The organism is Vibrio sp. Vb2960 (assembly GCF_033337665.1).
Classification (GTDB): Bacteria; Pseudomonadota; Gammaproteobacteria; order Enterobacterales; family Vibrionaceae; genus Vibrio; species Vibrio alginolyticus.
This window is the reverse complement of the sequence record NZ_JAWORD010000072.1, coordinates 1-818: the sequence shown is the minus strand read 5'-3', so window position 1 is coordinate 818 and position 818 is coordinate 1. Positions and strand designations below refer to the sequence as shown.

The 818-nt window shown below is 39.9% G+C and carries 1 protein-coding gene and 1 pseudogene; one reads left to right on the top strand and one right to left on the bottom strand.

The features are described from left to right. Nucleotides 1-98 precede the first annotated feature (98 nt). On the bottom strand, nucleotides 99-548 hold the full coding sequence (locus R7O03_RS22660) for a metal ABC transporter ATPase (RefSeq protein WP_270055210.1): 450 nt from the start codon (nucleotides 546-548) through the stop codon (nucleotides 99-101). Nucleotides 549-745: 197 nt separating this feature from the next. On the opposite strand from R7O03_RS22660, the pseudogene R7O03_RS22655 reads away from it, so the two are divergent. After that, nucleotides 746-818 (top strand): annotated as a pseudogene (locus tag R7O03_RS22655) (CopG family transcriptional regulator); the annotation flags it as partial.

The following is an 818-nucleotide window of genomic DNA, read 5'->3' as shown; positions in this document are numbered from 1 at the left end:
GCATACCACCTTAAACACTAAAACCAACGCATAGTGAAAATGCCACGCGTTGCGAATCCCTCTTGAACAGTTTGTTATATGCAATTTTCTGGTGCTTACTAAATCGGCTTAACCCTTAACTTAAATGATTCGATTTGCTCGACTTGCGACGGCACAAACCCACATTTGATTTCAAGATAAAAGGTTTCTCTTGGCTGCATAATGAAGATTTCATTTTCACCGATACAATTACCAATAAAATTACCGTTCACATCGAACGCAGATGCTAAAACCTCACGAGAATATAACGCTTCTTCCGTAAGGTTTTCCTGTACGACAGCCAAACGCACATCGTCCCCATCTTTGAAGACATTTTCCAATGTTAAACCATAGGCAGTTTTGAAATCTGCCAAATACTCAATTGCTTTATCATCGATCTCTTTGTCTTTAAGAATATTTCCGAGCGACGGTTCAACGAACTTTGTATAAACCAACCCACTCAGAATGAGCGCAACTGAGAAGCCAACTCCCCAGGAAAAACCAGTTAAGATGTTATTAAATCCTTTCATAAATATTCCAATCCATTGCATATAACGCCCAATTAAGGTGTGACGCACGCAATACGATGCTCCCGCATACCACCTTAATCACTAAAACCAACGCATAGTAAAAGTGCCACGCGTACCGAATCACTCTTAAATTGTTTGTTAGTTGCCCATCTTAAAGCCTAGTGCTAACATTTGTACACACACCAACAAAGGAATATATCATGGACACTAGAATTCAATTTCGTGTTGATGAAGAAACAAAACGCCTAGCTCAACAAATGGCTGAGAGCC